The sequence below is a fragment of the Hymenobacter pini genome (genome assembly GCF_020421205.1).
GTDB lineage: Bacteria > Bacteroidota > Bacteroidia > Cytophagales > Hymenobacteraceae > Hymenobacter > Hymenobacter pini.
In genome coordinates, this window is record NZ_JAIZZH010000002.1 from 830,864 (window position 1) to 855,823 (window position 24,960).

Genomic DNA, 24,960 nt, shown 5'->3' on the forward strand with positions numbered 1-24,960 from the left:
ACTAACGGGCCGCAGCGTTGGCCTGCCTGCCCGAAACCGGTGGAGCCGCTGCTTCCCGCTGCGAAGATTCGCGGATGAGCAACTGGGGCGGCAACACCGTTTGGCGGGGCGTGAAGGGGGTGCCGGCGGCCTCAATCAGCTCCAGCAGCAGCTGTACCGCAGCCTGGCCCATCTCATTGCAGCGCTGGTCGACGGTGGTGAGAGTGGGCTGCGTGATAAGCGTGAAGGCCTCGTTGCTGAACCCGGCCACCGCTATTTCCTCGGGCACCCGGCAGCCCTGGGCCTGCGCCTCCTGCAGAGTCCCCAGCGCGGCATAGTCGCCGGCGGCGAATACGGCATCGGGCGGCTGCGGCAGGGCCAGCCAGCCGCGCATGGCCTGGGCAGCTTCCGCCTGAGTCATGTCGGAAAAGCAAATCAGCTCGGCGTCAGGTTCCAGACCGGCTTCGCGCAGCGCGGCCACGTAGCCCTGGTGGCGCTGCCGATAGATGCTCAGGTGCTGGGGCCCGGCCAAATGGGCAATGCGCCGGCAGCCCTGGGCCAGCAGGTGGCGGGTCGACTGGTACGCGCCCTCGTAATCGTTGAGGACTACGGCATTAACAGCAGCGCCCTCGGGGCTCCGGTCGAAAAACACCAGCGGCAGCCCCCGGGCCTGCACCTTGTCAAAGTGCGTGAGCTCCCGGGTGGTGCGCGACAACGACACCAGAATACCGGCCACCTGGGCGCTCAGCAAGGCCTCCACGTTGCGCTGCTCCTGCGCGGCATCCTCGTGCGACTGGCAGATGATGACGTTGTAGCCGGCCCGGCTGGCGGCCGTTTCAATGCCGTGTACCACCGAGGGAAAAAACCGGCCCTCAATGTAAGGCACGATGATGCCCAGCAGCTTGCTGCGGCCCTTGCGCAGGGCCGAGGCCACGCGGTTGGGTTGGTAGTTGTACTTCTTGGCCAGCTTCTGCACCTTCCGCTTCATCTCCGGCCCAATGCTGTGATGGTCGCTCAGAGCCCGCGAAATGGTGGTCATGGACACGCCCAGTTCCCGGGCCAGGTCGGCCATGGAAACGGGTGTATGAGGCGCGGCGTCGGTGTTTTTTTTACGAGGAGGCATAGCCGGTTGTCAGTTCAGGGCGCGGAAGCTGTTTGGCACTCGGGCAACCCGTCAGGCAGAGTGGCTTCAAACACAAAGGTAGGAGGAATGAAAGCTGACCACTTAAAACAAAAGCGTCATGCGGAGTTGATAAAAGCTGCTACTAGTGGTGTAGCCATAATCAACTCCGCATGACGCCCTAATCAGCTTCTAGCGCCCGCCAAAGGCCACCTCGTTGTAGCGCAGCTCGTTCTTGAAGGTGCGCAGCCTGGTCGCTTCGTCAATCACCAGGCACTCGATACCGGCCATTTCGGCAAAGTCCTCGAGGTACTCAGTGGTGAGGTTCTGGCTGTAGCCAGTGTGGTGGGCACCGCCGGCCAGAATCCAGGCGGCGGCTCCGGTAGCCAGGTCGGGCTGCACTTTCCACAGCACCCGCGCCACGGGCAGCTTAGGCAACTCCTGCTCGGGCGCCACGGCCTCTACCTCATTCACCACCAGCCGGAAGCGGTGGCCCAAATCCACGATGGTGGCGTTGAGGGCCGGGCCTGCCGGGCAGTTGAACACCAGGCGGGCGGGGTCGGCCTTGCCACCGATGCCCAGTGGGTGCACCTCTACCTTGGCCTGGCCCTCAGCAATGCTGGGGCAGATTTCCAGCATGTGCGAGCCCAACACCAGCTCGTTGCCGGGCTGAAAGTGGTAGGTGTAGTCTTCCATGAAGGAGTTGCCGCCGGGCAGGCCCGCACCCATCACCTTCATGGCCCGCACCAGGGCCGCGGTTTTCCAGTCACCCTCGCCGCCGAAGCCGTAGCCCTCGGCCATCAGGCGCTGGGTGGCAATGCCAGGCAGCTGGGCCATGCCGTGCAAATCCTCGAAGGTATCGGTGAAGCCAATGGCCTTTTTCTCCTGCAGAAACTGGCGCATGCCGGCCTCGATGCGGGCGGCCTCGCGCAGGCTTTCCCGCTGGCTGCCGCCGGCCCGCAGGCTTTCACCCAGCTCGTACTGCTGCTCGTAGGTAGCCAGCAGCTCGTTTACCTGCTCCTCGCTCACGGCGTTGATGACGGCCACCAAATCTCCGATGCCGTAGGTATTCACCTCGTAGCCGAACTGCAGCTCGGCCTCTACTTTATCGCCTTCGGTTACGGCCACATAGCGCATGTTGTCGCCGAAGCGCACGATGCGGCCACCCTGCCAGTCGGCCCAGGCGCAGGCGGCGCGGGCCCAGATGCTCAGCCGCTCGTGCACCCCGGCGCTCTGCCAGTGGCCCACTACCACCTTGCGCTTCAGCCGCATGCGGGCCCCGATGAACCCAAACTCCCGGTCGCCGTGCGCCGACTGGTTGGTGTTCATGAAGTCCATGTCAATGTCCTGCCAGGGAATGTCCCGGTTGAACTGGGTGTGCAGGTGGGCCAGCGGCTTCTGCAGAATCTTCAGGCCGTTGATCCACATTTTGGCCGGCGAGAAGGTGTGCATCCAGGCAATCAGGCCCACGCAGCCGGGCGTGGTGTTGGCCTGCTGCATCAGCTGGTAGATTTCCTGGGGGCCGGTGAGCACCGGCTTGTACACCACTTTCACGGGCAGCGCGGAGCCCAGGGCCTCGGCAATCTGCCGGGAGTGCCGGGCTACCTGCTCCAGGGTTTCGGGGCCGTAGAGGTGCTGGCTACCGGTGATAAACCAGGCTTCGTACTGCGAAAGGTCAAGCATGGAAGAAGGGCCGGCTGTTGTTGCGCAGGCGACCAAGCTGGCCTCTGGCATAAGCCGACGTATGAAGTGAAGGATTAAATTATCGATTGTGTAAAACGAGCAAAAAAACATCAGCAGGATTGCCCGTAGTAGGAGTTGGCGCCATGCTTTCGCTCGTAGTGCTTCTGCACAAGGGCTTCTTTCAGGCGGGGCACCTCCGGGCGCAGGGTGCAGCTCAGGTAGGCCATGCGGGCTACTTCCTCCAGTACGGCACTGTTGTACACGGCTTTGTCCACCGTTTTGCCCCAGGTGAAGGGCGCGTGGTTGCCCACCAACACCATTTCTACCTCCGTAGGCGTGAGGCCCCGGCGCTGAAACTCGTTGATGATTTGCCACCCGGTTTGGTGCTCGTAGTCGCCCCGGATAAGCTCGTCACTCATCGGTGGGGCGCAGGGCACGTCCACGGTGAGGTGGTCGGCGTGGGTGGTACCTAGGATAGGAATGTCCAACTGCGTTTGGGCCCAGGCCGTGGCGTAGGTGCTGTGCGTGTGCACAATGCCGCCAATTTCTTCCCAGTGCGAATAAAGCACGGCGTGGGTTTTGGTATCCGAAGAAGGCCGCTTCCCCCCTTCCACTACCTGGCCTGCAAAGTCCACAATCACCATGTCCTCGGGGCGCAGCGTCTCGTAGGGCACGCCGCTGGGCTTGATGGCAAACACACGGTTCTGGCGGTCCACCACCGAGGCGTTGCCGAACGTGAAGAGCACCAGCCCGAGCCTGGGCAGCTGCATGTTGGCCTCGTAGCAGGCCTGTTTGATGTCCTGGTACTGGCTCATGCGGGTTGGGTTTGGGCCGGTTCAACAACTTCAGCGGGGCGCTGGGCAGTGGCGTGCTCCACAAACTGCCCGAAGGCCAAGTACTGCTGGTAGCGCACCTCGTAGTCGGTCACGCGGGCGGGGTTGGGCGCGTAGGTGTCGGCAAAGCCGTTACCCATGGCCTGCTGGGCAGCTTCCACGCTGGGGTGCAGGCCGGCGGCCACGGCGGCGTACATGGCCGCGCCCAGGGCCGGGGCCTGGTCCGATTCGGCCACCTTGATGGGGCGGTTGAGCACATCGGCCAGGGTCTGCATCATAAAGGCCGATTTTTTGGCCACGCCACCCAGGCCAATCACCTGCTTGATGGGTACGCCCTGCTCCTCGAAGCGCTCCACAATGCGGCGTGAGCCATAGCAGATGCTCTCCACCAAGGCCCGGAAAATCTGCGGGGCGTCGGTGCCCATGGAGAGATTCAGCAGGGCGCCCTTCAGGGCCTGGTTGGCATCGGGCGTACGGCGGCCGTTCACCCAATCCAGGGCCAGCACCTGGGATTCTTCGGGCTTCACAGCCGCGGCGGCGCGGCTCAGCTCTACCAGCATCGTGTCGCTGAGCTCCTGGCGCAGGGCCTGTTGCTGCTCGGCGGTCAGCACCTTGGAGTGCGGCAGTACGGCCCGCAGCGGCCACTCCAGCATCTGCCGGTACCAGGCCAGTAGGTCGCCCACGGCCGACTGGCCGGCTTCCAGGCCCAGCATGCCGGGAATTACGGAGCCATCCACCTGCCCGCAGATGCCGAGCACGAGCTGCTGGCCCACCTCGTCCATGGGGGCCACCACAATGTCGCAGGTGGAGGTACCCATCACTTTCACCATGGAGTAGGCCTCGATTTCGCCCGCTACGGCACCGGCGTGGGCATCGAAGGTGCCCACGGCTACCACTGTGTCGGTGGTCAGCCCCAGGCGCTCGGCCCATTCCTCGGACAGGTGGCCGGCTACCTGGTCGGCGGTGTAGGTGTCGTTGAACAGGCGGGCACGCAGGCCAGTGAGTTTGGGCTCCAGGTGCTGCAGGAATTCCTCCGAAGGCAGGCCGCCCCAGCTCTCGTGCCACATGGCCTTGTGACCGGCGGCGCAGCGGCTGCGCTTGAAGCTGCGCAGGTCCTGACCGGTGAGCAGCAAGGTCAGCCAGTCGCAGTGCTCCATCCAGGAGTAGGCGGCCTGAGCCACGGCGGCATCGGCGCGGGTCACGTGCATGATTTTCGCCCAGAACCACTCCGAGGAATAGATGCCGCCCTCAAACTTCGTGTACTCAACGCCGCCCCAGGTACGGGCTTTGTCGTTGATTTCGGCGGCTTCGGCCAAGGCCGTGTGGTCTTTCCAGAGCACGAACATGGCGTTGGGGTTTTCCTCGAAGCCCGGCGTGAGGGCCAGGGCCACGCCCTGCTCGTTCACGGGGCCCGGCGTGGAGCCGGTAGTATCCACGGCCAGGCCCACAATCTGCTCGCGGGGCACCTTGCCGGCCACGGCCCGCACGGTGGCTTCCAAGCCCTCCAGGTGGTCGAGCGGGTGCTGGCGAAACTGGTTCTGGGCGGCGTTGCAGTAGCGCTGCTGCGCCCAGCGTGCAAACGGATGCACGGCCTGGGCCACTTCGGTGCCGGTGCGGGCATCCACCAGCAGCGCCCGCACGGAGTCGGTTCCGTAGTCAATGCCGATAACGTATTTCATCAAGGGTGAAGTTGAGGAGTTGCTGAATGGTGCGTTTGGGAGCCGTGAAGCCTGAATTTGGCGTTTCACGACTTCACCACCTCACTTATTTGCGCACGCCGAAGGTGTAGCTGGTGGTGGAGCGCAGCGTCTGGCCGGGCTGCAGGATGGTGCTGGGGAAGGCGGGCTGGTTGGGCGAATCGGGGAAGTGCTGGGTTTCCAGGCAGAAGCCCGCGTGCTTCCCGTACACCTTGCCGCCCTTGCCCTTCAGGCTGCCATCCAGGAAGTTGCCGGTGTAGAACTGCAGGCCCGGCTCGGTGGTGCGCACCGTCAGGGTGCGGCCCGTGGTGGGCTCGTACACCGTGGCCGCCTCGTGCAGGCCGTCGGTCTGGTTGAGTACCCAGTTGTGGTCGTAGCCGCCGGGCACCTGCCCAATCCGCTCCCCAATGGCGTGGGCTGAGGTGAAGTCAAAGGGCGTGCCCTTTACCGGGCGCAGCTCCCCGGTCGGAATCAGACTGGCATCTACTACCGTATAGCGGTCCGCGGGCAGGGTGACCTCGTGGCCCAGCACATCTTTGCCCCCGCCCAGGTTGAAGTAGCTGTGATTGGTCAGGTTGACGGGCGTGGCCTTATCGGTAGTGGCCGCGTAGTCAATCTGCAGCGCGTCGTCCGGGGTCAGCGTGTAGACCACCGTCACCTGCAGGGTGCCGGGGTAGCCCTCTTCGCCGTCCTTGCTCCGGTAGGTGAGCGTGAGCGTCTGCCCTTGCGCCGAGTGGCCGGGCTGGGCCTGCCACACTACTTTGTCAAACCCTTTCAGGCCCCCGTGCAGGTGGTTGGCGCCGTTGTTGGTGGCCAGCGTGTACTGCTGGCCATTGAGGGTGAACTTGCCCTTCGCAATGCGGTTGCCGTAGCGCCCAATCAGCGCCCCGAAATAAGGTCCGGCTTTCACGTACTCAGGGCTTTGGTAGCCGGCCAGGCTGTCGAAGCCCAGCACCACGTCGCCGAGCTGCCCTGCTTTATCAGGCACCAGCAGCTTGGTCACGGTGCCCCCGTAATTCGTGATGCTGACTTGCACGCCGTGGGCGTTGCGCAGGGTGTAGAGCTGGGCCTCGGTGCCATCGGCCAGGCGGCCGAAGGAGGAGGCGGTTGGGGATTCAGATAATTCCATTGTAGTAGCGGAGTTGCTGGAGGTAGTTGCAGAAGTGCTGTCGGCTCGTTCCGATGGGTTGCAGCCTGCTACTGCTAACGCAGCTATCAGTACTCCGGTGAGGCAGATTTTGTGCATGGTACAGACTGAAGTATTAAAGCTATGACTACTACCACTTTTCGATGTTATGAGCGAGCAGAATGGCCTACCATGGAGGTGGCGCTACCAGCCTGGGTACACGCACACTGTGGTTACCAGCTCGCTTCAGACTAAAAAGCACCGTAAAGTAAACTGCTGTTTTTGTTTACACAATCGTTTGTGTAAAAAATAAGTGTTTCAGATAGGTATCCATCTATGAAAAGTCTCTCCTGAAGACGTGGTCAGCTGTCTGCTACATGCGTAGCCTACGCGTCTGCACCGACCGTTTTACTTGGTGGGTTATCTATGATGCTCGGCCACAAACCGGGCACATGGTCTTACATCCGAGTGCTTAGGGATAATTCCACCTTTCCACCTATCTGCTTCACTTCCGGCTTCAATTAATATGCCGTGCGTTTTGGGAAGTAGACAGCTGGCAAACCTTGCTTGATCTATTGTCAGTGAACACGGCATTAGAAAAGGCTGCGCGAAAAAATTACCCACCCTTATGTGGTATCGGGCGTAACAATGCCGTAGTTTTGCATCGTGCTTCAACTCAAAAACCTGTTGATGGAGCGCGGAACCCTGCTCGGCAAGGAACCGCGAGAAGGCCGGAAGGTCTTGGCCACCATTGGTTTTTTTGATTTTGTCGCCGCTGTTTCTGTTGTTTTTTCTGGGTGTTGCCCCGCCGCCGTTTCGGATTCCGAAACGGTTTTTTTGTGCCCCGCCAGTTCGTTGGCCGCAGCCTTAAGGCCAGTAACAAGGGGCAACGATACACTTGCCCCGCGGCACATTCCTCACCTCCCCGCCTCTGCTGGGGCTGCAACTCTTGGCCTTTCAAGTCACATTGGCTGCCCGTTGCCTCGTCAGGAGCAGCATGTAAGCCTTCATATTGTTCGTTTAAGCTAAACGGCCTCATTTTTCCTCCCTTCCGGTATGGCACGTAAAGACCTCCTTGACATTGCATCCCTTCACCGCGAGGAAATCGAGTTTCTGCTCGACCGCACCACGAGCTGCAAGGACCAGTTCACCCACTCCGTCAGGAAGACGACTGCCCTGAAGGGTAAATCGGTGCTGATGCTTTTCTACGAGCCTAGCACTCGTACGCACACGTCGTTTGAAGTGGCGGCCAAGCGCCTCTCGGCCGAAGTAACCAACTTCAACGTGGCGCAGTCCTCCATCACCAAGGGCGAGTCGATTCGGGAGACGATTGAGACGCTGCAGGCCATGCATACCGACTATATTGTGGTACGCCACGGCCGCTCGGGTCTGCCCGGCATGATTGCCCGCCAGACCAAGGCCTCAGTTATCAACGCCGGCGACGGAGCCCACGCGCACCCCACCCAGGCCCTGCTCGACGCCTTTACCATCAAGGAGAAATTTCCCGACCCCACGGGCAAGAAAGTCCTCATCATCGGCGACATTCTGCACTCCCGCGTAGCCCGCTCCACCAGCACGGTGCTCAAAAAGCTGGGTGTGGAAGTGGCCTACCTGGGTCCCGGCACGCTGGTGCCCAAGCAGGGTCCGGAAAATATCCGGCTGTTCACCAATTATGATGAGGCCATGGCCTGGGGGCCCGACTTCGTGTACCTGCTGCGCGTGCAGATGGAGCGCCAGGACGTGCAGTTCTTCCCCAGCCTGCGCGAGTACCACCGCATTTACGGCATCACCAGCGCCCGGCTGGAGGACATCCGCCAGCGTGGACTCTACATCATGCACCCCGGCCCCGTGAACCGCGGCGTGGAACTCTGCGACGCCGTGATGGACTACGAACGGAGCCTGATGAACAACCAGGTGGAAAACGGCATTGCCGTGCGCATGGCCGTGCTCGACTGGCTCACCCCGGGCGGCGACTACCCCCGGCCCGAATCCACCTACGCCAGCCACCTCAACACGGGCTCCACGCTGGTAATGCCCTAGTTTTGGGTGACGAAAGCCGTTTCTGAGCCCTAACTCAGTAGTTTTTTACCTCTCTTGCCTCTTCATTTCCCTTCTCCACCCATGCTCCTGATTCAAAACGCCCGCATTGCCTCCGAACATTCGCCCGAACTCACGGAAGGTGATGTGCTGCTAGTCGACGGAATCATTCAGCAGATTGGCCCGGGCCTGGCCGTGCCGGAGGGCGCCCGCGTACTCGACGCCCGCGGCCGGGTGCTCATGCCGGCCATGTTCGACGCCCACGTGCATTTCCGCGCCCCGGGCTTCGAAAACAAGGAAACCATAACCACTGGCAGCGAGGCGGCCATCAACGGCGGCGTTACCGGGGTGGTGATGATGCCCAACACCCAGCCGGCCATCGACTCGGCGGCGGTGGTGTCGGCGGTGCTGGAGAGTGCCGCCAGCAAGGCCCGCATTCCGGTGTACACCTCCGGCTGCGTGACCAAAAACCGCGCGGGCAAGGAGCTGGCCGAAATTGACGGCATGCGCCTGCTGGGCGTGAAGATGCTCACCGACGACGGCGACACTACCAACGACCCGGCCGTGCTGCTGCGGGCCATGCAGTACGCAACCGAGTTCGGCATGTTCTTCGCCAGCCACTGCGAGGTGCCGGAGCTGGCCGGCCCCCGCGCCCTGAACGAGGGTGTAATGAGCTACCGCCTGGGCATCAAAGGCTCGCCGGCCTGCGCCGAGGAAATCATCATCGACCGGGACATCCGGCTGGCCCGGGCAGCCGGCGCACACATCCACATCCAGCACGTATCCAGCAAGCTGGGCATGGAAACCATTAAGTGGTGGAAGTCGCGCGGCGACGTGAAGGTGACGGCCGAGGTGGCACCCCACCACCTGCTGTTCACCGACGAGCACATCGGCGACTACGACACGAACTACAAGATGAACCCGCCCCTGCGTACCCAGGCCGACTGCGACGCGCTGCTGGAAGGGCTCAAGGAAGGCGTGTTCGACCTGATTGCCACCGACCACGCCCCCCACACGCCCTTCGAAAAAGCCCAGGACTTCATCAGTGCCCCTAACGGCATTACCGGCCTGGAAACGGCGCTGGTGTCGCTCTACCATTTCTTCGTGCGGCCCGAGAAGTTTGGGTGGGACTTGGTGGTGAAGCGCTACTCGGCTGAGCCCCGCCGCCTGATGGGCCTGCCGGTACCTACCATTGAAGTGGGCCAGCAAGCCGAGTTTCTGCTGTTTGACACCGAGGCCGAAACCACGTTTACCAAGGAGTTCATGAAGTCCAAATCCCAGAACACGCCCTTCATCAACCAGACCCTGCAGGGCCGGGTGGACCTGGTGGTGCTGGGCACCGAAATCCTGCTGGAACGCGAAGCCACGGTGGCCGTTGGCTAACTAGTCGCAACATAGACCGTCATGCTGAGCGTAGCCGAAGCATTTCTACCGCTTCGTAACAGTATCAGTATTTTCAATAATTGACTCTGATGCGTCACGCAGATTTACCTGAGCGCTGGAAAGCCAAAGTCCGTGAACATCTGACTGCCAATGGGGAAACTAAGTATGATACTCTTAGCAGCTGTCATTTTCCGTTGAACAGGCTGGTCAGAATCAATTTTGAAGATGGCTCCACGGTTGAGTTTAAGCATGCTTTCATAATGAAAGCTCCCGAATGGCAGGAGGTAGCCGTTTTTACAGAACACTGTGGCTACCACTTGTTTCAGTTGTATGACGAGCTTGACTTAGTAGTCTACTGAAGCGGTAGAGATGCTTCGACAAGCTCCGCATGACACAAACCCTTTTAGATGAGCAACCCTTCCACTTCCAATATTTCCACTTCCGATAAGCCCCTGATTGGGGTGGTTATGGGTTCCAGTAGCGACTGGGACACCATGCAGCACGCCGTGCAGATTCTCACGGATTTCGGCGTGGCCCACGAGGCCCGGGTGGTGTCGGCTCACCGCATGCCCGACGACCTGTTTGCCTATGCTGAGCAGGCCGGGCCCCGGGGGCTGCAGGCCATTATTGCCGGGGCGGGCGGCGCGGCCCACCTGCCGGGCATGCTGGCCGCCAAAACCACCGTGCCGGTACTTGGCGTGCCGGTAGCCAGCCGCCACCTGCAGGGCGTCGATTCGCTGCACAGCATCGTGCAGATGCCCAAGGGCGTGCCGGTAGCCACATTTGCTATTGGTACAGCCGGCGCGGCTAACGCGGCGCTGTTTGCGGTAAGCCAACTCGCGCTGCACGATGCCAGCCTGGCTGCCAAGTTGCAGGCGTTCCGCGCTGCCCAAACCGAAGCCGCCCGCGCCATGACGCTGCCGCTATGAGCCAGGAAGCCCTTAAAACTACTATGACGCCCATTTTTCCAGGCAGCACGGATGCCACTGGCCGGCCAGCCACGCTGGGCGTGCTGGGCGGGGGGCAGCTGGGCCGTATGTTTGTGCACGCCGCCCAACGCCTGGGGTATTTCACGGCCGTGCTGGAACCCGACGCGCAAAGCCCGGCCGGGCTGGTAAGTCACCACCACATCCAAACCCGCTACGACGACCCAGCCGGGCTAGCGCAACTCGCTCAGTTGTGCCAAGCCATTACTACTGAATTCGAAAACGTACCGGCTCAGGCGCTGCATACACTGGCCCGGACTCGCCCCGTAGCCCCCGGCGCGGCCGTGGTAGGTATTGCGCAAAACCGCATTGAGGAAAAAGCGCACTTCACGGCCTGTGCCGACGTATCGGGGGTAACCTGCGCACCCTATGCCGTAATTGAAACGCCGGAGCAGCTACAGACTGTACCGGCTGATTTGCTGCCCGGTATCCTGAAAACTGCCCGCATGGGCTACGACGGCAAGGGCCAGATGCGCGTGAAAACCACCGGGGAATTAGCAGCTGCCTGGGCGGAGTTGGTCGGCGTGGCCTGCGTGTTGGAAAAAATGTTGCCGCTCATGGCCGAGTGCTCGGTACTGGTGGCCCGCGGCTGGGACGGACAGGTAGTGAGCTTCGCCCCGCAACGCAACGTGCACGTTGATGGTATTCTGGCCGTGACTTACGCCTACGAAGGGAGCATGCCGCCCGCTCTGGCCGATAGAGCCCGCGCTGCCGCTGTGGCTATTGCCCAGCACCTGAGCTACGTGGGTGTGCTGTGCGTAGAGTTTTTTGTGGTGGATGATGGAACCGAACACGGCGGCCTGGTGGTCAACGAAATGGCCCCGCGCCCGCACAACAGCGGCCACTATACCATAGATGCCTGTGATGCGTCGCAGTTTGATTTGCAGGTGCACGCCATGGCCGGCCTGCCTTTGCCGCAGCCCCGCCAGCATTCCCCGGCCATCATGCTCAACCTGCTGGGCGACGTATGGTTTGACGCCAACGGGCAGCTGCGGGAGCCGGATTGGCAGGCGGTACTGAGCCTGCCCGGCACGCACCTGCACCTGTACGGTAAGGTGCAGGCGCGCGTAGGCCGCAAGATGGGGCACCTGACCATCACCGGCCCGGATATAGATAGTGTGCGGGATGCTGCGCGCCGGGCCGCTGATGTGCTTGGCTTGCCGGGACTGGATGCTAGGTAGCGGCCATTGCAGCTGTTCGGGAAGTGATGAACCATCATGCTTCATCTATCGTCCACTGGTCGAGGAATCTCGCGTGCTGACGTTGTAATGCTATCCAAGCGTCAGCACGCGAGATGCTTCGATTTCGCTCAGTATGACATTCTTGTGGCCAGGCATGGCCCCAGCTTTGCCTAACTAAGCGACTGAGCAGTGTATCAGGCAATTGAAATGGCCGCCCTGAAGCTGCGCAGCATACCCCTGCGCAAAAACGACAAGACCGCGCTACAGCAGCCCACCACCCCGGTACTGGCCGTTGTGGGCGGCGACGGCAGCCCCGCCCCTGAAGCCCCCTGTCGTGCGGCGGGTGTCCCAGAGGCCGGTAAGTAAGGGAGTACAAAAGCGGGCAAAAAAAGGCCCGCCGGTGGGGCGGGCCTGCCAAGTATCAGCCTCCTACATATGGTGGCTGTTCAATAGGACCTCCGCCCCCGCCACTGCCTCCGCAGAAGGGTTGCAGATTGTAGCCCTCGGCTAGTCCGTCGTAGTAGCCGCTCCAGTATTCGTAGGCCTCCACGTCGCCGGACTGACCGGCCTCGTCGCGGTAATAGGCCGCGTACGAGCGCCAGCTGTAATACCAGTCGTTGTAGCCTGCTTCGCTTCCTCGGAAGCTGCACTTGGCATCCCGGGCATCGTTCGAGCCCGAACTGTAGCCCGAGAGGTAGTCAGCCGTCGTTTGCTTGTGCGTCTGCGTTTTGGTTACCGACGTGGCCCGAGCCATCTGCACAGTGGGTACGGCCCAGCAACTCAGCAGACTTACGCCCAGAATCAGGAGTTTCTTTTTCATATGTCAGAATACGGAGGGGTGGTGATGGATACCCAAAGCAACGCTTCTGTTCAACTTCCCACAAGGGCAGTTCCCTCCTATTTGTGACTGTCATTAATTCAATAAAATCCTTCACAATGTATATGCATACTGCCTCCCGCGCGGCTGCTAGCCAGCCGGGAGTCGTTGGTGCCCTCCGGGGTACCAACGGCTTCGGGTGGCACGTGCACGCGCAAGAACTGCTTTTAGCTGTGCGTTGGCTACTGGGGCCACGTCTTCAACCGGGAAATCAAAGACTTCAGCAAGCGCCAGTTCGCTGAGGGCGAAGCGCTGCTCCAGCCCCGATGGCGGGGCTCCCCTACCACGTCGTGGAGACGACGGTAGAGGAAGCCCTGCGCATGGTTACGACTTTGGTACTCTAACGAAGAGCATGCTCCGGCTGCGGAAAGTGCTCCCTAAGGCGGACTCCCCAATCGTCTTCTGCAGCTGATAGCCCTCCGCACAGAGCCGGGCCATTACACGTTGATAGCCGGAAGTCACCTGCAGGGCACCTTTGCCAGTCACGATGCTGTCAAGCTCAATCAGCCCGGGCTCTGCACCACCACGCGCAATGGAAATATGCACTTTGTAAATTGACTCAACAACGCGCACTACGGCCACTTGGGAAGCACTTTGCGCCAGCGCCGGCGCGCTGCTCAGGGCCAGTAGGCAGCCCACCAAGAAGAAGCGCTTTCGCATACGGATTATTGCTTGGGGGACTTCACGAATAAGAGAGTTGTCGTCGCCTTAGTGGCTTGCATCGGCCCCTGCAACACATACCCCCTCTTGATACAGCTGCTTGGCCACCCGGTGATACACCGTCGTGACGTCGGCTACATTCTTATTGCTGATACCCAGCGGCAAGTCCAGTTCCTCGATGTTGCCCTCGCCCCGGTTGATGACCACTTTACTGCGGCCTTGTATTTCGATGATTTTCACAATTACCACTTCCGGGTCGGCTGCCAGCACCGGGAATACAACCAGCATCCATAAGTACGCACCTACAAAGAATAGTTTTTTCATGCCGTAGGAGAAAGAAACCCTCACGCCTGCCACAACCGCCTACCGGCCCGATACCCACAAAAAAGCCCGCCAAGAGGGCCGGCTTTCCGGGTATCAATGCCGACGATCAGGCGAAGGCCAGCCCATCGTAGTAGCCCTGGTAGTAGTCCTGTTGGTCAGGGTCCGGGGTTTCTGCCATACGCTGCAGGGCCGCTTGCCGCATCCCCCAAATGGCCTCGTCGTACTGGTCGCGGGTGATGGTGCCGCTCTGCAGCATTTGCTGGTGGTAGGCCACGTCGCCTTGGCCGACGTTGAAACCAAACTGGTAATCCTGGAACGAGGTGGTTTGCTCCGCGGCGGCAGTACTGGGAGCCGCCTGCACGGCTACGGCACCACTGGCCAGCAACAGGCCCAATACGGCGGGAAACAACTGAATACGCATAATAAGAGTGGGGTTGGATGAAAGAATGATCTGGCTAAGTACCGGCTTCTTTCTCCTCCATGCCAGGACAATCCGCATGGTTTTGTGACCCGCTATTCCGGCTCCCCCTGGCTGTCAGGCACCCGGTTCTGCCGGCTGCTCAGTAGCGGGCTGGTCCTTGTCCAGTTCATCCAACTGCTCCAGCTCTACCACAATCATTTCCGGATTAAACAACCCGGTTGCGGCGGCTAAATCCTCCAGAAAATGATCCTGCTGGGGAGTGTTTTCCGGTAATTCGGGGGTAGGGTTTTGCTCTGTCATGCCCCGCTTACGCAACCTGTCCTGCTACCGTTACTCCGGCTCTCCGATGCCAGTTACTGCTACTGTTCACCTCTGCCTGTTTATGGCTACAACCAGCACCTACCTACGCCGGTCTTCTGGCCGGGCATCACCACCTGAGAGCTTTTGTCAAAAATCAAACAGATACTGGCTGCTCACTTCCCTAGCCTGTTGGCAGCAAATAAAAAACCCGCTCTACGGGGCCGTAAAGCGGATTTTTGTGGGCCCAGCTGGAATCGAACCAGCGACCTACTGATTATGAGTCAGTTGCTCTAACCGATTGAGCTATAGGCCCTTGGCTGCAACTTCCCGCTTCGCAGTTGGTTTCAGCTGTGCAAACTTCGACTTTTGCGAGCGAATTTGCAATTACGCCTAGCAGGAAATACACTGCTTTTCCTGCTCAAGTCCAGCCACCGCACCCATGCCGCACCGTTTGCCGAACCTCCTCTTTGACTTTGGAGGCGTACTCATCAACATTGACTACGGCCTGACCGTGGAAGCCATGCGCCGATACGGCAGCGCTATTGAATTCACCCAGGCGACCCAGGCCGAGCTGTTCGACCAGATGGAAACCGGCCAGCTCAATCCCGCGCAGTTCCGAACGGGGTTGCGGCAGCATTACGGCCTACAGGCTACCGATGCCGAGCTGGACGCAGCCTGGAACGCTATGCTGCTGGATGTGCCGGCTGAGCGCCTCGCCCTCATTGCCGAGCTGCGGGCCCAAGGCTACCAGACGGCCCTGCTTTCTAACACTAACCAGATTCACATCGAAGAAATAAACCGCCGGCTCAAGCAGCAGTACGGCCTGGAGCACGGCATTGCCGACTGCCTGGACCGGGTATTTTACTCCCAGCAAGTGGGCCTGCGCAAGCCGGGGGAGGAAATTTTCCATCACGCGCTACGGGAGATGAACTGGAAGGCCGAGGAGACGTTGTTTATTGAAGACAGCCCCCAACACATTGCTACGGCCCAGCGCCTGGGGCTGCACACGCTCTTCCTTACTCCGCCGCTCACGCTGCTCGACGCTTTGCCCCCTGCCCTCCGTGCCTTTCCCAACCGAGAATCCACCACTTCTCCCGCTGCCTGAATCTTCGGGACCCGTTTTATCCTCAACTGCCGCCGCTCAGGATGCCCAGGCCGCTTTCCGGCGCTACGAGCGGCCACCCTGGCCCCGGCCTCTGCGCTGCGTTCAGCATCTGGGCCTGTTTCTGCTCACGGCCTTGACTACCACGCTGGCCGGGGTGCAGCTGATGCACAACCAGTTTCTAACGGAGTTGGGGCTGCCGTTTGAGCTACTGCTGCAGCCGGGAAAACAGGCCTGGTCGGCGCTGAAAGCCGGTTTGTGGTATTCGGTGCCGTTTCTGGGTATGCTCACGGTACATGAGTTCGGGCACTATTTCACGGCCCGCTACTACCGTATCCGGGCCACGCTGCCGTTCTTTATTCCGGTGCCGCTAGGTATTGGCACCTTCGGGGCAATTATCCGCATCAAGGACCGGATATTTTCCCGACAGGAGTTTTTTGATGTGGGCTTGGCCGGGCCGCTGGCCGGGTTTGTGGTGGCTGTAGGCGTGCTGGCCTACGGCCTGACGCATCTGCCGCCACTGGAGTATCTGTATGGTTTCCACCCCAAATACCGGCCATTTGGTGCTGAATACGCTCAGTACGTGTATCAGCATTTGAAACCGGGAAATAGCTTGGCACTCGCCCAGCCGCTGCTGTTTAAATGGATGGCGGCGTGGCTGGCCGACCCAGCCCGAATGCCGCACCCCAATGAACTGGTGCATTACCCCATGCTGGTGGCGGGGGTGCTGGCGCTGTTTTTTACGGCGCTGAATCTGCTACCCATCGGGCAGCTGGATGGCGGGCATATCGTGTACGGGCTGCTGGGGCCGCGCCGGGCGGCACGGGTATCGGTGGTGCTGTTCACGGCCTTTATCTTCTACGCGGGCCTGGGTCTGTTCACCTTGCAGTCGGATGCTGATATGTGGCTGTATGGAGCCGTACCCTATGCTCTGTACCTGTGGCTGGTGTTCCGGCGGGCGGTACCTACGGCCAGGCGGGCCGCGCTGCTGGCCGGGGCCGTGTGGCTGGGCCAGGTGGCCCTGGCCTCGGCGGTGCCGGGGTTGGAGGGCATGCCGGGCTGGTTGTTATTTGGGTTGCTGCTGGCCCGTGTGACGGGTATTTTCCATCCGGTAGCTCCACGGGAGCAACCCTTATCGGCCGGGCGCCGACTACTGGGGTGGCTGATGCTGCTTATTTTTGTGCTGTGTTTTACGCCCTCCCCTATTCTGATTCGTTGATAGTTTCTGCCCGTTTCCGGGAGTATCCGGCGGCTGGCATTTGTGCATGACTGTTCCCCAATTCACCCAAACCCGATTGTTTCGCGGGACTACCCGCATGCTGCTACGGCCCCACGGGCTGTACGTGAGCCAGGGCACCCAGCGCGGGGCTACCTGGCTGGAAACCGAAATTCCCTACGAAGAGCTGCTGCCTATTGGGCTCGAATACCACAAACCCGCGCCGCTGCGGGTGCCGGCAGCGGGCGTGTGGGTGGCGTGCTGGCTGGTGCTGCAGGGCCTGAGCCGTTTCCTGAAAAGTGAAACCACCTTCCCCACTGAGCTGTGGGTGGCGTGCTGCGGCTTCCTGCTGGGGCTATTGGCGGTGCTGCTGATCCGGCGATACGCGGGCCGGCGCGTGGTGCTTACTACCAACCGTATTCACCTCACTTTCCGGGATACACCCCGCCACCGCGCTGCTCTTGACACGTTTGCCGAGGCCCTGCGCCTACGGGCGCACGCTTATCTTCGTGAGGAATATGCCAGTGTGAATCCATTGGGCCACATTGAGCTGCAACTCCACCGGCTGCACTGGCTGCACCAGCTGCAGGTGCTCTCGGAGCAGGAATACCGTACCCTGAGCACCCGCCTCACCGGCCGCATCTCCCTGGATACAGTGAAGCTAATGGGCCAGGACCTGGAAACGCCGTACTTGAATTGAGAGCCTAGAACTAAGGCATTTAGAACCTAGAACCAACGAGGTGCCCAACGCAAAAGAGCGGTGCTTATCGTTCTGGCAATGTGCCAGTGGACGATAAGCACCGCTCTTTTCTTGGCTCTAACTTCTCAGCTTTAAGCTCTCATTTCTACACCTAGCCCAGCGCCGCTACGCCGGGCAGCTCTTTGCCTTCCATGTACTCCAGCAGCGCGCCGCCGCCGGTGCTGATGTAGCTTACCTGCTCCGAGAAGCCGAGCTGATTAACCGCCGCCGCCGAGTCGCCGCCGCCAATGAGGCTGAAGGCGCCCTGCTGGGTGGCATCGGCAATGGCCTGGGCCACGGCTTCGGTGCCTTTGGCGAAGTTGCTCATTTCGAACACGCCCATGGGGCCGTTCCAGAGGATGGTTTTGGAGTTGCGCACCACCTCGCTGAACGCCTTGATGGATTCGGGGCCGAGGTCGAGGCCCATCCAGCCTTCCGGAATCTGGTTGTTAGGGGCCACTTTGGTTTCGGCGTCGTTGGCGAATTTATCGGCAATGAGGCTATCGGTTGGCAGCACCAGGTTCACACCCTTCGCTTTGGCCTTCTCAATGAGCTCCAGGGCGAGGTCCATTTTGTCGGCTTCCAGCAGAGAGTTGCCGATTTGGCCGCCCTGGGCTTTGGCAAAGGTGTAGGCCATACCGCCCCCAATGAGCAGGTTGTCTACCTTATCGAGCAGCTTCTCGATGATGAGGATTTTGTCGGAAATCTTGGCTCCGCCCATGATGGCGGTGAAGGGGCGCTCGGCTTGTTCCAGCACTTTCCTGGCGTTGTCCAGCTCACCCTGCAGCAGGTAGCCGCCCACGCGGTCCTCGGGCGCGAAGGAGTCGGCAATAACGGCGGTGGAGGCGTGTTTGCGGTGGGCCGCGCCAAAGGCGTCGTTCACGTACACGTTGCCCAGCTTGGCCAGCTTGGCGGCAAATTCGGCGTTGCCCTTCTCTTCCTCGGCGTAGAAGCGCACGTTTTCTACCAGCAGAATCTGGCCGGGCTGCAGGGCCTGGGTTTTTGCCTCGGCTTGCAGAGCGTCATCGGCAAACTGTACTTCCTGGCCGTATTCCTGGCTCAGGCGGGACACAATGTGCTTGAGTGAGTATTTATCCTCGGGGCCACCTTTGGGCCGGCCCAGGTGAGATAGCAGCACCACGGAGCCGCCATCCTGCAGAATTTTCTTGATAGTGGGCGTGGCGGCCCGAATGCGGGTATCGTCGGTAATGGCGAAGCTTTTATCGAGCGGCACGTTGAAATCGACGCGCACCACGGCGCGCTTGCCGGCGAAGTTGTACTGATCAAGAGTTTTCATGGAACAGGAAATGGGTTTGGCTGGGGCGAAGATAGGTAATGGACACTGAGAGCATGAACGATTAGCTAGCGGTACGTGTAGAACGTCATTCCGAGCGAAGTCGAGGAATCTCGCGTGCTGACGTCTGAATAGCATTACAACGTCAGCACGCGAGATTCCTCGACTTCGCTCGGAATGACGGGCCTGTTTTCATCCGATGCCCTATTCCCTCCTCACCTCTTGAAATACTACCTTTGCAGTTGATATGAAAATTGGCATCTTCTTCGGTGGCCCGTCGCGTGAGCGGGAAATCAGCTTCGCGGGCGGCCGCACCGTGTACGATAATCTGGATAAGTCCCTGTTTGAGGCCGTGCCCGTGTTCGTGGACAGCCGGGGCAACTTCATTCTGCTGAACTGGGAGTATATCTACAAAGGCACCATCCGGGACTTTTACCCGCCCGTATCGGCGCTGCCGCGCACGGAGCTGCCGGTGCAGATGTACTTCGAAAGCCTGGGCGAGCTGAGCCGGGAGGAGCAGGACCGCATCATTTCGGAGGTGGGCCGCCGCGTGGAGCCTCAGGAACTAGCTAGCCTCATCGACTTTGCCTTCCTGGCCCTGCACGGTCCGGCCGGCGAGGACGGAGCAATTCAGGGCCTGCTGGAGTGGTACGGCATTCCGTATTCGGGCTCCGGTATTCTGCCCTCAGCTTTCGGCATTGACAAGATTGCCCAGAAGAAGCTCCTCAAAGCCCTCAACCGCCCCACGCCCGACTTCCGCCTCATCACGGCCGAAGAATGGGACGCCGCCGACGCACAGGCTACCCTCGACTACCTGGTACGGGAGTTGGGCCTGCCGCTGGTGTTTAAGGCCCCACGCCAGGGCAGCAGCATCGGCATCAGCATCCTGCGCGAAGCCGACGTAACCAAGTTCGCCGCCGCCGTGGAGCGCAGCCTGTTCCGCAAAACCGTGACCCAAACGGAGTGGCAGGCCCTGTCCGACACACAGAAAACCGTGTGGCTGCAGCAACTGGTGGACATCCGGGACGGTATTGGCCTGCCGGTAGTCCTTGAGTTACCCGCTGCCGGTTCTGAGTTGCCGGTTTCAAACGAGCCAGCCACTGTCCCTAACGGGCAACGGACAACAGGCAACTCGCAACTGATTTATCAGCCCGAGGAACTGTTGCGCGCCCTGGATACGCACCTGGCCACGGCCGAAGCTGTGCGCCTGACCAGCGTGGAAGGCGAAACCCAGGTGTTGGTGGAAAGCTTCGTGCAAGGCCGCGAGTTTTCCTGCATTGTGGTGGAAGATGCCAACGGCCAGCCACTGGCCCTGCCGCCCACGGAGATTGTGAAAGGCGAGGAAATGTTCGATTACCGCTCGAAATACCTACCCGGCCTCTCCCGCAAAGTCACGCCTATCGATTTACCAGAAGCCGATATTCAGCGCATCCGGGAAGCCTGCGAGGAAATGTTCCGCACCTTCGGCTTCCAAGTGTACGCCCGCCTCGACGGGTTTATCGGCCCCGATGGCAAGCTGTTCCTCAACGACCCGAATACGACGTCGGGCATGCTGCCGGCTTCGTTCTTCTTCCACCAGGCGGCCGAAATCGGCCTGAATCCTTCGCAATTCCTCACCTTCCTGATTCGCACCTCTTTGGCGGCCCGGCGGCGCAGTGGGCTACGGCCGGTGAAGCTGGCCGGTCTGCTGGCCCAGCTGGATGCCGCCGTAGCGGCCCGGGCTTCGGAGGAGCGCACTCGCACCAAAGTGGCCGTGATTATGGGCGGCTACTCCTCGGAGCGGCACATTTCGGTGGAAAGCGGCCGGAACATCTTCGAGAAGCTCAGCTCCTCGGTGAAGTACGAGCCGGTGCCTGTGTTCCTAACCGGCAACAGCCAAGAGTTCCGCCTGTACGTGCTGCCTATTAACGTGATGCTGAAGGACAACGCCGACGACATCCGCGAGAAAGTGGAGTACATGGAGGCCGGCCACGGCCTGCACCCCATTCTGGAGCGCATCCGCCGCGAGGCCCACGGCATCACCAGCACCTACGCCGGTCAGCCCACGGCTCAGCCCCAACGCGTGTCGTTTGAGGAGCTGGCGGGCATGGTAGACGAGGTGTTTATTGCCCTGCACGGACGCCCCGGCGAGGATGGCGCCCTGCAGCGGGAGCTGGAAAAGTACGGGCTGCCCTATAACGGTTCGGGCGTGGAAAGCTCCAGCATCACCATCAATAAGTTCGAAACCAACAAGCGCCTGCGCGAAGCCGGGCTGCGCGTGGCCGAGCACCGCATGGCCAACCGCCTGGAGTGGGACGCGGATGCCGAAAGCTTCTACCGCAGCCTCGAAACTCAGTTCCCCTACCCCTTCATTGCCAAGCCCGCCGACGACGGCTGTTCCTCGGCCGTGAAGAAAATTAAGAACCGCCAGGAGCTGGAGGCCTTCACCCGCCTCATTTTCCGTAGCCAGGAAGACCTCATGCCCGCCGACGCCACCACGCTCAGCCTGGGCTTCAAGGAGGAATTCCCGCAGAAAGACGCCTTCCTGGTAGAAACCCTGATTGACCGGGACGGCGCGGCCCACTTCCTGGAAGTAACCGGCGGCCTACTCACCCACTGGGACGAGAATGGGCAGCTGAAAATCGAGGTATTCGAGGCTTCCGAAGCCCTGGCTACTGGCGAGGTGTTGAGCCTGGAGGAGAAATTCCTGGCCGGCGAAGGCCAGAACATCACCCCGGCCCGCTACGCCGCCGAGCCGCAGGAGCGGCAACGAGTATCGGAGGAGGTGAAAAAGGAGCTGCGCCGGGTGGCCGAAATCCTGAATATCCAGGGCTACGCCCGTATCGACGCCTTTGTGCGGGTGCGCCAGAACGGAGCCGTGGAGGTGATTATCATTGAGGTAAACTCCCTGCCCGGCATGACGCCCGCCACTTGCATCTTCCACCAAACCGCCCTGGCCGGCTACACGCCCTACGACTTCATCGACCGGATTCTGGAGTTCGGCAAGCAGCGCACGGAAAAGGCCACAGTGTGAGTTGAACTGTCATTCCGAGCGAAGTCGAGGAATCTAGCGTGCTGAGGTTGCAGGAGTAATCCAACCTCAGCACGCTAGATTCCTCGACTTCGCTCGGAATGACGTTCTGCCGTTTAGGTTCTTTGCCCTCCAATTCTAATTTCTAGCTTTGTCGGCCCCTACCGACTTTTACTTTCTAGCCTCTCCCCATGTCCTTTTTTCGCTCCGATACGCCGGCCGACCTGCTCAAGCACGTGGTGATTATTCTGGCGGCCACGGCGGCCCTGGTGTTCGGGTTTTTCTTCGTGTATCTGCCCGTAACCACCAACCACGGCGAAACCATTGTGGTGCCCAAGATTACCGGCATGAACCAGTCCGACTTGGAAGACTACCTCGACGAGCGGGACCTGGCCTACTTCGTGGATGACAGCACCTATGACGCCAGCATCCGGCCCGGCACGGTGCTCACCCAAGAGCCCAAAGCTGGCGAGAAGGTGAAGGAAGGCCGCAAGATTTACGTGTCGGTGGCTATGAAAAACCCGCCCGTTATCAAGATGCCCAAGCTGACGGACGGCTCGGTGAAAAACGCCCAGATGATTCTGAAAAGCTACGACCTAGTGGTGGGCCAGCTGAAATTCGTGCCCAACATTCAGAAGGATGCGGTGCTGAAACAGCTGGTGAACGGCAAGGAAATAGCCCCCGGCGCCTCCATCACCAAAGGCACCCGCGTGGATCTGGAAGTGGGCGACGGCCTGGGCAACCAGGAATTCCCGGTGCCTAACCTGGTGAATATGCCCGCCGATGAAGCCACGACGCTACTGGTGGGCCAGGGCCTGCAGGTGGGTGAAATTTTCTACCAGGAGCCCCAGAACGGCGAAACGGAAGGCACCGTGGTGAAGCAGCGCCCGGCCGCCACCCCCGGCTCGACCATTCGCATGGGCCAGCTGGTTGACCTCTGGGTGGCGGGCAAGGAGCCGGTAAAAGCAGTGGAGTAAAACTCCGTCTTGAAATACAAGCAGCAAAAGGTTCGTTGACGTACAACGAACCTTTTGTGCGTTTTGCGCGTGCCCTAAGCGGGGCGCGCCCTGTAGTTACTTTCTTACCTTGCCTTCATGATTTCATCGTTACGCTCTTTACTGGGGGTAGTGGCGCTGCTGGGGCTGGCCCCGGTGGTGGGCCGAGCCCAGGTGGTGCAGCCACTGGGAGCCGAGCCGCCCCACGAGCAGCCTTTCCGCACTGCCACGGCCCTGCGCCCCACCGCCCTGACCATTCCCTTCCTGGATGATTTTTCGCGGCAGAAAGAAGGTACCCCCGACGTTCAGCGTTGGGAAACGGCCGGCGGCACGCTTATCAACAACCGGTTTCCACGCCGGCCCATCAGCCGTAACGTGGCTACGCTCGATGGGCTGGATGCCCAGGGCAAGCCCCGGGGTGGCATTTCCCAAATCGGCGACGCCGACGTGCTCACCTCCCAGCCCATCGACCTGAGCGGACTCACGGCGGGTAGCAATGCATTTCTGAGCTTTTTCTGGCAGGCCGGTACGGTGGCCGGGCCGCCGGCTACCAGCGGCACCCGGCCGGTGGCGCTCTATGTAGATTTCAAAGACTCCGGCAACCAATGGCAGCAGGTGTGGCAGCTGAACAGTCCCGGCGACACCACTAATTTTCGCTTCAAGGCCCTGCCCGTTAATCAGGCGGCGTTCCTGCACGCTGGTTTCCAGTTCCGCTTCCGTACCAGCGGCTACCTCTACAACGCCCGCGACGCCTGGAGCTTGGACTACGTGCGCCTCGACCAGAACCGCACCGCCACCGACTCGGCTTACCGGGATATTACGCTCAGCAAGCCGCTTCCCAGCGCGCTCAAGCGTTTCTCGGCTATGCCCGTGGTGCAGTTTAACCTGAATGCCACGCAGGAGCTGAACGACCGAACCGCCACCAGCATGAATAACCTGGACGTCGGCCCCGCACCAACGCCCATTTCCTGGGAAGGCTACCTGGATGTGGTGGGCGGCGGTAGCACCCGCTTTCTGCAGGGCAACCGCTCCCTCGATGCGGGCCTGCGCCAGCAGCCAATTATCGGCAATCCGCGCCTGGCAACCGTGCCTACTACTCCGGCGGCCAAGCAGCTGCGCCAGCGCATTGTGCTGCTCAGCAACGAAACCAACCCACTCACCCTGCCCAACGACACCATTACGCGGGTAACCGACCTCACCGACTACTACGCCTACGACGATGGTACCGCCGAGGCCACCCTGAGCCTGCCACCGGCCTCCACTGGGCCGGCTAGCTACCATGCTTTACGCTTTGACCTGAACCGCCCCGACCAGATTCGGGCTATTCGGCTGGCACCGGCACTTATTACAGCGGCGGGCCGGCTGATTACCGTGAACATCTGGGACGACAACGGTAGCGGGCAGCCCACTTCTACGCCCAAGGCCACCAAAAGCTACACCATTCCGGCCACGCTCCCGGCAGGTCAGACGTTCATCGAAATTCCCTTCGATAGCCCGGTACCGGTGAGCGGCCGGTTCTACGCAGGCTACGGGCACGCGCCTTCGCCGCAGTTCATCCAGTTTCAGGTGGATTTGAACAACGCTCCGCCTGCCAACACGTTTTTCCGCAGTGAATTCGGGACTTGGAGCGCGGCCTCCACAGCCTCGGCCTACACTCCCGCCGGCTCCCTGATGCTGCGGCCGGTGACCACCGGTGTAATAACCGCCTCCGCCGCCCCGGCCGAAGTGGCAGCACAGTATCAACTCTACCCCAATCCTACTAGTACCGGAGAGGTGCAGGTGCAGGGCCGTTACGCCCGGGCCGTTGTGCTGGATGCGGTGGGCCGCGTGGTATGGGAGCAGCCCGCCTCCGAGGCGGGCCGGCCCACGCTGCAACTGCCGCTGCCCGCAGGGGTGTACATGGTGCGCCTCACGCTGGCCGATGGGCAAACGGTTACCAAACGTCTGGCCGTAGCCCAACACTAACCCAGTTACTTTGTTGGTTTCTTAGTAACCTT

Annotated in this window: 24 protein-coding genes and 1 tRNA gene; 13 read left to right on the plus strand and 12 right to left on the minus strand. The window is 60.9% G+C overall.

What is annotated here, in order from left to right; translation table 11 throughout:
* Position 1 precedes the first annotated feature (1 nt).
* The 5 genes from LF252_RS10095 to LF252_RS10115 all read right to left on the minus strand — a co-directional run bounded on the left by LF252_RS10095 (position 2) and on the right by LF252_RS10115 (position 6,441).
* Positions 2-1,102 (minus strand): LacI family DNA-binding transcriptional regulator, encoded by a 1,101-nt coding sequence (locus LF252_RS10095; protein WP_226269457.1) that lies wholly within the window; start codon positions 1,100-1,102, stop codon positions 2-4.
* A gap of 189 nt (positions 1,103-1,291) precedes the next feature.
* The gene (gene araA, locus LF252_RS10100; protein WP_226269458.1) at positions 1,292-2,782 is read right to left on the minus strand and encodes an L-arabinose isomerase; all 1,491 of its coding nucleotides are present in this window, start codon (positions 2,780-2,782) and stop codon (positions 1,292-1,294) included.
* Between the two features lie 110 nt (positions 2,783-2,892).
* Complete coding sequence (locus LF252_RS10105; RefSeq protein WP_226269459.1) at positions 2,893-3,597, minus strand: L-ribulose-5-phosphate 4-epimerase; 705 nt, start codon at positions 3,595-3,597, stop codon at positions 2,893-2,895.
* Positions 3,594-5,294 (minus strand): ribulokinase, encoded by a 1,701-nt coding sequence (locus LF252_RS10110; RefSeq protein WP_226269460.1) that lies wholly within the window; start codon positions 5,292-5,294, stop codon positions 3,594-3,596. Before LF252_RS10110 ends, LF252_RS10105 begins: the two co-directional genes overlap by 4 nt.
* Positions 5,295-5,379: 85 nt before the next feature.
* Positions 5,380-6,441 (minus strand): aldose epimerase family protein, encoded by a 1,062-nt coding sequence (locus LF252_RS10115; RefSeq protein ID WP_226269461.1) that lies wholly within the window; start codon positions 6,439-6,441, stop codon positions 5,380-5,382.
* A gap of 663 nt (positions 6,442-7,104) precedes the next feature.
* Here LF252_RS10115 and LF252_RS10120 point away from each other — a divergent pair.
* From LF252_RS10120 to LF252_RS10150, 7 genes are all read left to right on the plus strand, one after another.
* Complete coding sequence (locus LF252_RS10120; RefSeq protein ID WP_226269462.1) at positions 7,105-7,467, plus strand: hypothetical protein; 363 nt, start codon at positions 7,105-7,107, stop codon at positions 7,465-7,467.
* Positions 7,468-7,494: 27 nt separating this feature from the next.
* Positions 7,495-8,478, plus strand: coding sequence for an aspartate carbamoyltransferase catalytic subunit (locus LF252_RS10125; RefSeq protein ID WP_226269463.1), 984 nt, complete (start codon positions 7,495-7,497; stop codon positions 8,476-8,478).
* Between the two features lie 81 nt (positions 8,479-8,559).
* Entirely contained in the window at positions 8,560-9,858 is a 1,299-nt protein-coding gene (locus LF252_RS10130; RefSeq protein WP_226269464.1) for a dihydroorotase, read from the plus strand.
* An 89-nt stretch (positions 9,859-9,947) separates the two neighbouring features.
* Entirely contained in the window at positions 9,948-10,217 is a 270-nt protein-coding gene (locus tag LF252_RS10135) for a hypothetical protein (protein WP_226269465.1), read from the plus strand.
* A gap of 48 nt (positions 10,218-10,265) precedes the next feature.
* Positions 10,266-10,787 carry a 5-(carboxyamino)imidazole ribonucleotide mutase gene (gene purE / locus LF252_RS10140; protein WP_262904894.1) on the plus strand — a complete coding sequence of 174 codons (522 nt, stop codon included), beginning with the start codon at positions 10,266-10,268 and terminating at the stop codon, positions 10,785-10,787.
* Positions 10,784-12,025, plus strand: coding sequence for a 5-(carboxyamino)imidazole ribonucleotide synthase (locus LF252_RS10145; protein ID WP_226269466.1), 1,242 nt, complete (start codon positions 10,784-10,786; stop codon positions 12,023-12,025). Before purE ends, LF252_RS10145 begins: the two co-directional genes overlap by 4 nt.
* Before the next feature lie 189 nt (positions 12,026-12,214).
* The gene (locus LF252_RS10150; RefSeq protein WP_226269467.1) at positions 12,215-12,391 is read left to right on the plus strand and encodes a hypothetical protein; all 177 of its coding nucleotides are present in this window, start codon (positions 12,215-12,217) and stop codon (positions 12,389-12,391) included.
* 55 nt (positions 12,392-12,446) lie between these two features.
* Here LF252_RS10150 and LF252_RS10155 read toward each other — a convergent pair whose 3' ends face one another.
* From LF252_RS10155 to LF252_RS10180, 6 genes are all read right to left on the minus strand, one after another.
* A complete protein-coding gene (locus LF252_RS10155; RefSeq protein WP_226269468.1) occupies positions 12,447-12,845 on the minus strand; it encodes a hypothetical protein in 399 nt (132 codons plus the stop codon).
* A gap of 381 nt (positions 12,846-13,226) precedes the next feature.
* Positions 13,227-13,562, minus strand: a complete 336-nt coding sequence (locus LF252_RS10160; protein ID WP_226269469.1) for a hypothetical protein — start codon at positions 13,560-13,562, stop codon at positions 13,227-13,229.
* A gap of 48 nt (positions 13,563-13,610) precedes the next feature.
* The gene (locus tag LF252_RS10165; RefSeq protein WP_226269470.1) at positions 13,611-13,886 is read right to left on the minus strand and encodes a hypothetical protein; all 276 of its coding nucleotides are present in this window, start codon (positions 13,884-13,886) and stop codon (positions 13,611-13,613) included.
* Between the two features lie 106 nt (positions 13,887-13,992).
* Entirely contained in the window at positions 13,993-14,307 is a 315-nt protein-coding gene (locus LF252_RS10170; RefSeq protein WP_226269471.1) for a hypothetical protein, read from the minus strand.
* 114 nt (positions 14,308-14,421) lie between these two features.
* Positions 14,422-14,607: a hypothetical protein gene (locus LF252_RS10175; RefSeq protein WP_226269472.1), complete on the minus strand. Its 186-nt coding sequence runs from the start codon at positions 14,605-14,607 to the stop codon at positions 14,422-14,424.
* 239 nt (positions 14,608-14,846) lie between these two features.
* Positions 14,847-14,920 (minus strand) — tRNA-Ile (locus LF252_RS10180).
* A gap of 138 nt (positions 14,921-15,058) precedes the next feature.
* On the opposite strand from LF252_RS10180, the gene LF252_RS10185 reads away from it, so the two are divergent.
* The 3 genes from LF252_RS10185 to LF252_RS10195 are packed head-to-tail and all read left to right on the plus strand — an operon-like array spanning position 15,059 to position 17,625.
* On the plus strand, positions 15,059-15,712 hold the full coding sequence (locus LF252_RS10185; protein WP_226269473.1) for an HAD family hydrolase: 654 nt from the start codon (positions 15,059-15,061) through the stop codon (positions 15,710-15,712).
* A complete protein-coding gene (locus LF252_RS10190) occupies positions 15,669-16,928 on the plus strand; it encodes a site-2 protease family protein (protein ID WP_226269474.1) in 1,260 nt (419 codons plus the stop codon). Before LF252_RS10185 ends, LF252_RS10190 begins: the two co-directional genes overlap by 44 nt.
* Positions 16,929-16,974: 46 nt before the next feature.
* The gene (locus LF252_RS10195; protein WP_226269475.1) at positions 16,975-17,625 is read left to right on the plus strand and encodes a hypothetical protein; all 651 of its coding nucleotides are present in this window, start codon (positions 16,975-16,977) and stop codon (positions 17,623-17,625) included.
* A 151-nt stretch (positions 17,626-17,776) separates the two neighbouring features.
* Here the strand turns inward: LF252_RS10195 and LF252_RS10200 are convergent, their stop codons facing one another.
* Positions 17,777-18,961, minus strand: coding sequence for a phosphoglycerate kinase (locus LF252_RS10200; protein ID WP_226269476.1), 1,185 nt, complete (start codon positions 18,959-18,961; stop codon positions 17,777-17,779).
* Positions 18,962-19,205: 244 nt separating this feature from the next.
* On the opposite strand from LF252_RS10200, the gene LF252_RS10205 reads away from it, so the two are divergent.
* The 3 genes from LF252_RS10205 to LF252_RS10215 all read left to right on the plus strand — a co-directional run bounded on the left by LF252_RS10205 (position 19,206) and on the right by LF252_RS10215 (position 24,928).
* The gene (locus tag LF252_RS10205) at positions 19,206-21,971 is read left to right on the plus strand and encodes a D-alanine--D-alanine ligase family protein (RefSeq protein WP_226269477.1); all 2,766 of its coding nucleotides are present in this window, start codon (positions 19,206-19,208) and stop codon (positions 21,969-21,971) included.
* 188 nt (positions 21,972-22,159) lie between these two features.
* Positions 22,160-22,945 (plus strand): PASTA domain-containing protein, encoded by a 786-nt coding sequence (locus tag LF252_RS10210; RefSeq protein ID WP_226269478.1) that lies wholly within the window; start codon positions 22,160-22,162, stop codon positions 22,943-22,945.
* Between the two features lie 117 nt (positions 22,946-23,062).
* Positions 23,063-24,928, plus strand: a complete 1,866-nt coding sequence (locus LF252_RS10215; protein ID WP_226269479.1) for a T9SS type A sorting domain-containing protein — start codon at positions 23,063-23,065, stop codon at positions 24,926-24,928.
* Positions 24,929-24,960 lie beyond the last annotated feature (32 nt).